Raw genomic sequence first — 6,868 nt, 5'->3', positions numbered from 1 at the left:
CAAGAAAATTAAAAACTTTTCCTCACTTCCCGCCCTTTAGAGCTTATTACTTTACTTTTAGTTTTAGCTTTATCTGTTTTATTATTTAAATAAGATTTGTTAGCACCCACCCAAGCTTATTTTAAATTTATAGTACATTCACCGCATGGTAAATGAAGCAAAATATATAAAATTAATTAATAATAAAATTTGTACTATGTTTAAAAATAATTTCTGCGTGCGTTTTAAAGATTTAAAATATAATAAAAACTTGGGTTGGCGTTAATAAATTAGAGTAAAATAGAAATACAAATAAAATTTTAATTTCAGAATAAAACAATAAACCTAGAGGGTGGGAAATTAGTAAAAGTTAAAAAATTAAAAACTTTTTTTCACTCCCCGCCCTTCATAGTTCATTGCTTTACTTTGAAGTTTAGCTTCATACTGTTTTATGATTTAAATAACATTTGTTAGCACCCGCCCAAGCATATTTAAAATTTGAAGCTAATTCACCGCACGGTAAACGAAGCAAAAAATATAAATTAATTAATAATACAATTTTAATTATGTTTAAAAATCTATTCTGCGTGCGTTGTGAAGATTTAAAATATAATAAAAAATTAGGGAGTGAATTAATAAATAATCTCTTAAACTACTTTTTGAACGAGTATATTAGCCTAATTTATTTAGTTTTAATTGTTTGATTATACTAACAATAGAAATAAAATTTTAATAAATTTCATTTTTATCTTTAAAAATTCAGAAATATTTATATAATAAATAGTATACATATTACGATATTTAACATAATTGTTTTTTTTATTTAAGCTATGATAAGGAATAATTATGAAAGAAAAATATATAGTGTGGGAAGATAAATATAAGGTAGGATATAAAAGAATAGATGATCAGCATTTGGAATTAATAGAGATAATTAATGATTTGCATGATTGTATGGATAATAGAAATTCAAAGGACGAAGTTCTTAAAGAAGAGTTCAAAAGAGCTTTAAGGAAAACAGTAGATTATGTTGCATATCATTTTTCTTGCGAAGAGAAAATAATGCATGCTATTAAATACAATAAAATAATAGAACATTCTTCATATCATAGGGAATTTACACAAACAATCTACAATTATGTAATATCTTATGAAAGCGGTTCTTTAGATGCTATTAATAATTTGGTTCAGTACCTAAAAGATTGGTTTTTAAATCATATTTTAGTTACAGATAAAAAATTTATAAAGGAAGTTAAGGAAACATTAGAAAAACTTTCTAAAGAATAATAAGGAGCTTTAACTATGGAACAAATGGCAGAAGTTATCGTTAAAAAAGGCTGGATTAAATGGGAGGATAGATTCAGAACTGGTTATAAAAGAATAGATAATCAGCATAAAGAGCTAGTTAATATTATAAACGACCTTTATGAAACAGGTGTAAGAGGTAATATTAGCGATGATGAGGTAAAAAAGGAATTCAAAGAAATCATAAAAAGAACTATTGATTATGCTACTTATCACTTTGCCTATGAAGAAAAAATTATGAAAGCCATAAATTATTCCGGATCTAAAGACCATATTTCTAAACACAGGGCATTCTCTCTCAAAATAGTTGATGAAGTTAATAGCTATGAGAGAGGTGATGATTTAGTAATTAAAGATTTTATTACTTTTTTAAAAGATTGGCTTCTTAATCATATAGTGCTTGAGGATAAAAAATTTATATCTGAAGTTAAAACTACATTAGCTAAAATGTATGAAGAAGAAATAAATTGATTTTATTATTTTATAAATAAAGCCTTATAGAAAAACTATAAGGCTTTATTTGTTTATAAATCATAAATATTTTTCTATTTCTGTAAAAGCTACACCTGCTTTTTCTTGTATATAAATATCAACTATAGAATTAGTAAAGCTGGAAGGTGCAGGATTAATCTCCATAATCTTTGCTCCAGACCTTTTAGCTATATGAGGAATTTGAGCTGCCGGCATTACCTCACCGCCTGTCCCTACTATAATAAATAAGTCGCTTTTTTGTGCATCTTCTATTGAAGAGTTGAAATCTATTGCAGGAAGCTGTTCTCCAAAAAATACAAAGTCAGGTTTTAATGTAGAGCCGCATTTTTCACATGAAGGCGGATCCATGGCTAGTATTTCTTTAGTGATTTTATATCTTGTTTTGCATTTCATACATACTGCATATTTAGCTGTGCCATGAAGTTCATATACTATTTTACTTCCGGCTTCCTGATGAAGATTGTCTATATTTTGAGTAATTACACTTCTCATAATCCCCATCTTTTCTAAATTAGCTAATACTATATGAGCTTTATTAGGCTTTACATCCGTAATAGGATCATAAAAAACTTTTTTTAAAGATTTCCAAGACTCTTTTTGATGTTTTACAAAATATGAAATTTCAGCGAACTGACTTCCATGTTTTTCCCAAAGCCCATTTTCACCTCTAAACGGAGGTACTCCGCTTTCTACACTTATGCCTGCTCCTGTAAAAGCTACTGCATATTTTGATTCTTTTATTGTTTGTGCTATTAATTTATAATCTGTCATAATTATTTATTATATAATATAATCAATTTTTTTTCCAGCAAAATAAAAAATAAATACTTAAAAATGAAAATTATATATTATTAATCCTTTCAAAAAAATAACAATAATATAAAAAAATATTATTAATGTTCTTTGATTTATATCTTATTTCTCATAAAATAGGCATTCTATGATAATATTTTTATTGACAGATAACTTTAATATGGTATAATATAACATATTGTTTTATAGTAAACTAGAAGAAAAAATTTAAGGATATATTATGATTAGCAGAACACAAATTATGCGTTTATTAAAATATAAGAATGCTCTAAGACGCATGAAGAGTTTTGGATTTATAAAAGCATATTCTAATAACTTGGGGGATGCAATAGGTATAACTTCGGTTCAGGTGAGAAAAGACTTTTCATTATTTAATATATCTGGAAACAAGAAGGGCGGATATAATATAGATGATTTACTAGAGCAAATTGACAGCATATTAGGAAAACAAATATCTCATAATATTATACTAGTAGGATATGGTAAAATAGGAAAAGCCTTGGTTAATTACAGAGGATTTGAAAGCGAATCTATAAAGATAGTTGCAGCATTCGATCATAACCCTGAAAAAATAGATAGAAATGCAGCCATTCCTATACTTCCTATAGAGGAATTAAAAGATTTCATAATTAATAATAAAATAGAAATAGCAATATTAACTGTACCTGATTTGGAAGCTCAAAGAATGTTTGATGTTATATGTAATGCTGGTATAAAAGGAGTATTAAATTTTGCTCCTATAAAACTTTTAGAGAGACCTGATTGTATAATCAATGATGTTAATATAGCTGATGAAATCGAATCTTTATTCTACTTTATAAACGATGTAAAAGATACTAATTATTCTTCCGGAAAAAGGAATAAAGAAAAAGCAGATAAATAATAATTTTTAAGTACTAAAGAGCCAAATATAAAAATTGTGAGCGTATAGCAAATTCATTTGCTATACATTTTTAGCGAACAATTTTTATTAGCAATAATAAAAAATAATAATTTTTAAGCACTAAAGAGCCAAATATAAAAATTGTGAGCGTATATCAAATTCATTTGCTATACATTTTTAGAAAACAATTTTTATTAGCAAGAAAATAATAATTTCTTATTCTTGCTATAGATAATTTTGATTTATATTATCTTAAAAAATAAAGGGCTGTTTTATACAGCCCTTTATTTATATATTTTTAATAATGCATTATTTATTATATGTTAGGCTTGCTCTGGTAAGTAAATCTACAACTTCTGTATTACCATTTTCCATCGCATACATTAGAGCAGTCTTTTTAAATTTATCTAAAGTATTTAAATAAGCACCTGCATTAATCAAATATTCTGCTGAAGTATAATCACCATTTTCGGCAGCAAACATCAAAGCAGTTTTTCCATCATTATCAGCAATATTTAGGTCTGCTTTATTCATAATAAGGGCATTAACGGCATCACTTTTTCCAGAAATAGCCGCCCATATCAAAGCTGTTCTGCCGTCTCGCATTTTGAAGTTTATATCAGATTTTCCTATGAGTAATGATGATATTACATCTGTCAAGCCTAATGTAGAAGCTAAGGCAAGAGGCGTAATATTTCCATAAGGTCCATAAGAAGCTACTACATTGGCATCAGCACCTCTTTCTAATAAAAGCCTAGCAATATCATTATTTCCTCTAGCTATAGCATAGAATAAAGCATTAGCACCATATTCATTTATATAATTAATATCACTACCCTTGTCTAATAATAATCTTACTATTAAATCATGATTATTAAAAGAAGCTACCATTAAAGGAGTCATATTATAATTTATTCCGTCATCATTTCCGCTTCTATAAGTTCCCATCATTCTTAAATCGGCATTAGCATTAACTATCATTTCAACTATGCTGTAGTATCCTTTTCCTGCCGCCTGCAATAGAGCTGTTGTTCCGCCGTTTATTTTTATATTAGGGTTAGCATTTTTAGCAAGCAGATAAGAAACTATATCAACATATCCGGCATCGGCAGCATAAATTAAAGCTGTTTTTCCATGTATGCATGTGAGATTAACATTGGCATTTTGGGATAGAAGGAGAAGTACAATGTCCTTATATCCTTTTGAGGCTGCTGTGATTAAGGCATTATGTCCTTGATTATCCCCAAAATCTATAAAATTTGAAATAGAGCCTTGAGAGATTAATCTTTTTATGCCGTTAGTATCTCCGGCATTAGCATAATCCAATAACTGATCCAATCTTCCTGTATTAGGTGTTTGGGCAAATAATACAAAAAAAGCATTTAAAAATATTAAAATAAAACTTAAATAACGCATTTTTAATTCTTCCTTAAAGTATAGAATTTTCGCTGTTATCAAATTTCGGAATAAGATATATTAATTTTTAATTGCTTTATGATTTATTTCCTATATTATTTAAATAATATTTATAAAGTTCTTTCTTGCTGGAATATAGACTTACTCCTTTTATAGGACTTATTTTTAAAGTTATTGTAGCTAATTTAATCTTCCTTAAACTATTAATATGTAAATATCTTTCTCTTAGGGCATTTATTATATCAAGGCTTATACATTTTTCATTTTCTCCGTAATTATAAGCTTGATAAACATCTTTACTTTCTTCTATGCTATATTTGACATTATTAATTATTTTAAAAAAGTGATTTTCTGTGAAGCGGCTTGTAAATATAATAAGTTCTAAATCTTTATAATTATTTTCATCTGTTATAATATTGCTAAGTATATTATTATATTCCAATATTATTAAATCGGTATCTTTGGAACTATTCTCATTTTTTCTTTTGCATTTTAAAAATACATCTGCTATTCCTATTTTATTTTCTTCAAAGAGTTTTTTCTTCTTGCTCTTATTAAAAATAAAATCATCTCCATTTTTATAATCTATATCAAAGCAGTCAGCAATTATTTTCCAAAACTCACTTCTTTTACTTGAATAATACCAAGCATTATTTTGATCTTTTATGCTTAATTTACTAAACTTTTCTTTATTAGAATATAATGGAACAGGAAAGGTGCCTAATATTAAAGTTTTCATATTATTAGGAAAGAAATTAATATCATCAAATACATGTTTTTCAATATTCATTTTTTATTATCCAAATAATTATACAGCTTATTATCATTTTAAATTTTATCTATTAAACTTTCCATAAATTATAATTATATTATATTTTTATATAAAATCAAAATAATTTATTTTTTACGCACGGTGAACAAAGTTTAAAATATAGTAAGAATTTAAATTACAAGTAGATTTATATTTAGAATTTATTTATTCGTGCGGTGCAGGCATTATAAATTTAAAAAATCTTGGGTGGGCAGCAGAAATGACAGATGAGATGAAAAAGAAAAATAATATCAAAGTAACAGTGAATTTAAAAAGCCTAGAGGGTGGGATTTAAAAGTAAATTTTTAAATTTTATCTTCAATCTTCATTCCCCGCCCTCTAAGATTCGTTACTATAATTTGAATTTTAGTATTAATTATATTTAAAATCTAATTAGAAATTATAGCACCCACCCAAACGATTTTTAATTTTTTAATTTGCTCAACGCACGGATAATAATATTTCTTAATATAATAAAATTTGAATTTTAGATAAATTTATATTTTTAGTTTTGCTCTGCGTGCGGAGTTGAAAGCAATAAATTTTTAAAATCTTGGGTAGGCAGCAGAAATGACAGATGAGATGAAAAAGAAAAATAATATCAAAATAACAGTGAATTTAAAAAGCCTAGAGGGTGGGATTTAAAAGTAAATTTTTAAATCTTATCTTCATTCCCCGCCCTTTAAGATTCGTTACTATAATTTGAATTTTAGTATTAATTATATTTAAAATCTAATCAGAAATTATAGCACCCACCCAAACGATTTTTAGTTTTTTAATTTGCCCAACGCACGGATAATAATATTTCTTAATATAATTAAATTTGAATAGTATATAAAATTTATATTTTTAGCTTTGCTCTGCGTGCGGAGTTGAAGGCAATAAATTTAAAAAATCTTGGGTGGGAAACATAAATAACAGATGAGACGAAAAAGGAAAATAATATCAAAGTAACAGTGAATTTAAAAAGCCTAGAGGGTGGGATTTAAAAGTAAATTTTTAAATCTTATCTTCATTCCCCGCCCTTTAAGATTTGATATTATAATTTGAATTTTAGTATTAATTATATTTAAAATCTAATTAGAAGTTATAGCACCCGCCCAAACGATTTTTAGTTTTTTAATTTGCTCAACGCACGGTTAACAAAATTTATAATATAATTAAATTTG

General features: G+C 26.5%; 6 protein-coding genes. 3 read left to right on the top strand and 3 right to left on the bottom strand.

Annotation, left to right across the window (positions count from 1 at the left end):
- Positions 1-825: 825 nt before the first annotated feature.
- Both A966_RS00750 and A966_RS00745 read left to right on the top strand, forming a co-directional pair.
- Positions 826-1,266, top strand: a complete 441-nt coding sequence (locus A966_RS00750; protein ID WP_008721462.1) for a bacteriohemerythrin — start codon at positions 826-828, stop codon at positions 1,264-1,266.
- A gap of 15 nt (positions 1,267-1,281) precedes the next feature.
- A complete protein-coding gene (locus A966_RS00745; protein ID WP_008721460.1) occupies positions 1,282-1,755 on the top strand; it encodes a bacteriohemerythrin in 474 nt (157 codons plus the stop codon).
- A gap of 60 nt (positions 1,756-1,815) precedes the next feature.
- Here A966_RS00745 and A966_RS00740 read toward each other — a convergent pair whose 3' ends face one another.
- Positions 1,816-2,547 carry an NAD-dependent deacylase gene (locus tag A966_RS00740; RefSeq protein WP_008721457.1) on the bottom strand — a complete coding sequence of 244 codons (732 nt, stop codon included), beginning with the start codon at positions 2,545-2,547 and terminating at the stop codon, positions 1,816-1,818.
- 262 nt (positions 2,548-2,809) lie between these two features.
- Here A966_RS00740 and A966_RS00735 point away from each other — a divergent pair, with 262 nt between their 5' ends.
- Complete coding sequence (locus A966_RS00735; RefSeq protein WP_008721455.1) at positions 2,810-3,472, top strand: redox-sensing transcriptional repressor Rex; 663 nt, start codon at positions 2,810-2,812, stop codon at positions 3,470-3,472.
- 309 nt (positions 3,473-3,781) lie between these two features.
- Here the strand turns inward: A966_RS00735 and A966_RS00730 are convergent, their stop codons facing one another.
- Positions 3,782-4,888, bottom strand: a complete 1,107-nt coding sequence (locus A966_RS00730; RefSeq protein ID WP_008721453.1) for an ankyrin repeat domain-containing protein — start codon at positions 4,886-4,888, stop codon at positions 3,782-3,784.
- 76 nt (positions 4,889-4,964) lie between these two features.
- Positions 4,965-5,678: a uracil-DNA glycosylase family protein gene (locus tag A966_RS00725; RefSeq protein ID WP_008721452.1), complete on the bottom strand. Its 714-nt coding sequence runs from the start codon at positions 5,676-5,678 to the stop codon at positions 4,965-4,967.
- Positions 5,679-6,868: the final 1,190 nt, after the last annotated feature.

This window comes from Brachyspira hampsonii 30446, assembly GCF_000316195.1.
GTDB lineage: Bacteria > Spirochaetota > Brachyspiria > Brachyspirales > Brachyspiraceae > Brachyspira > Brachyspira hampsonii_C.
This window is presented reverse-complemented; position numbering and strand designations above follow the sequence as displayed.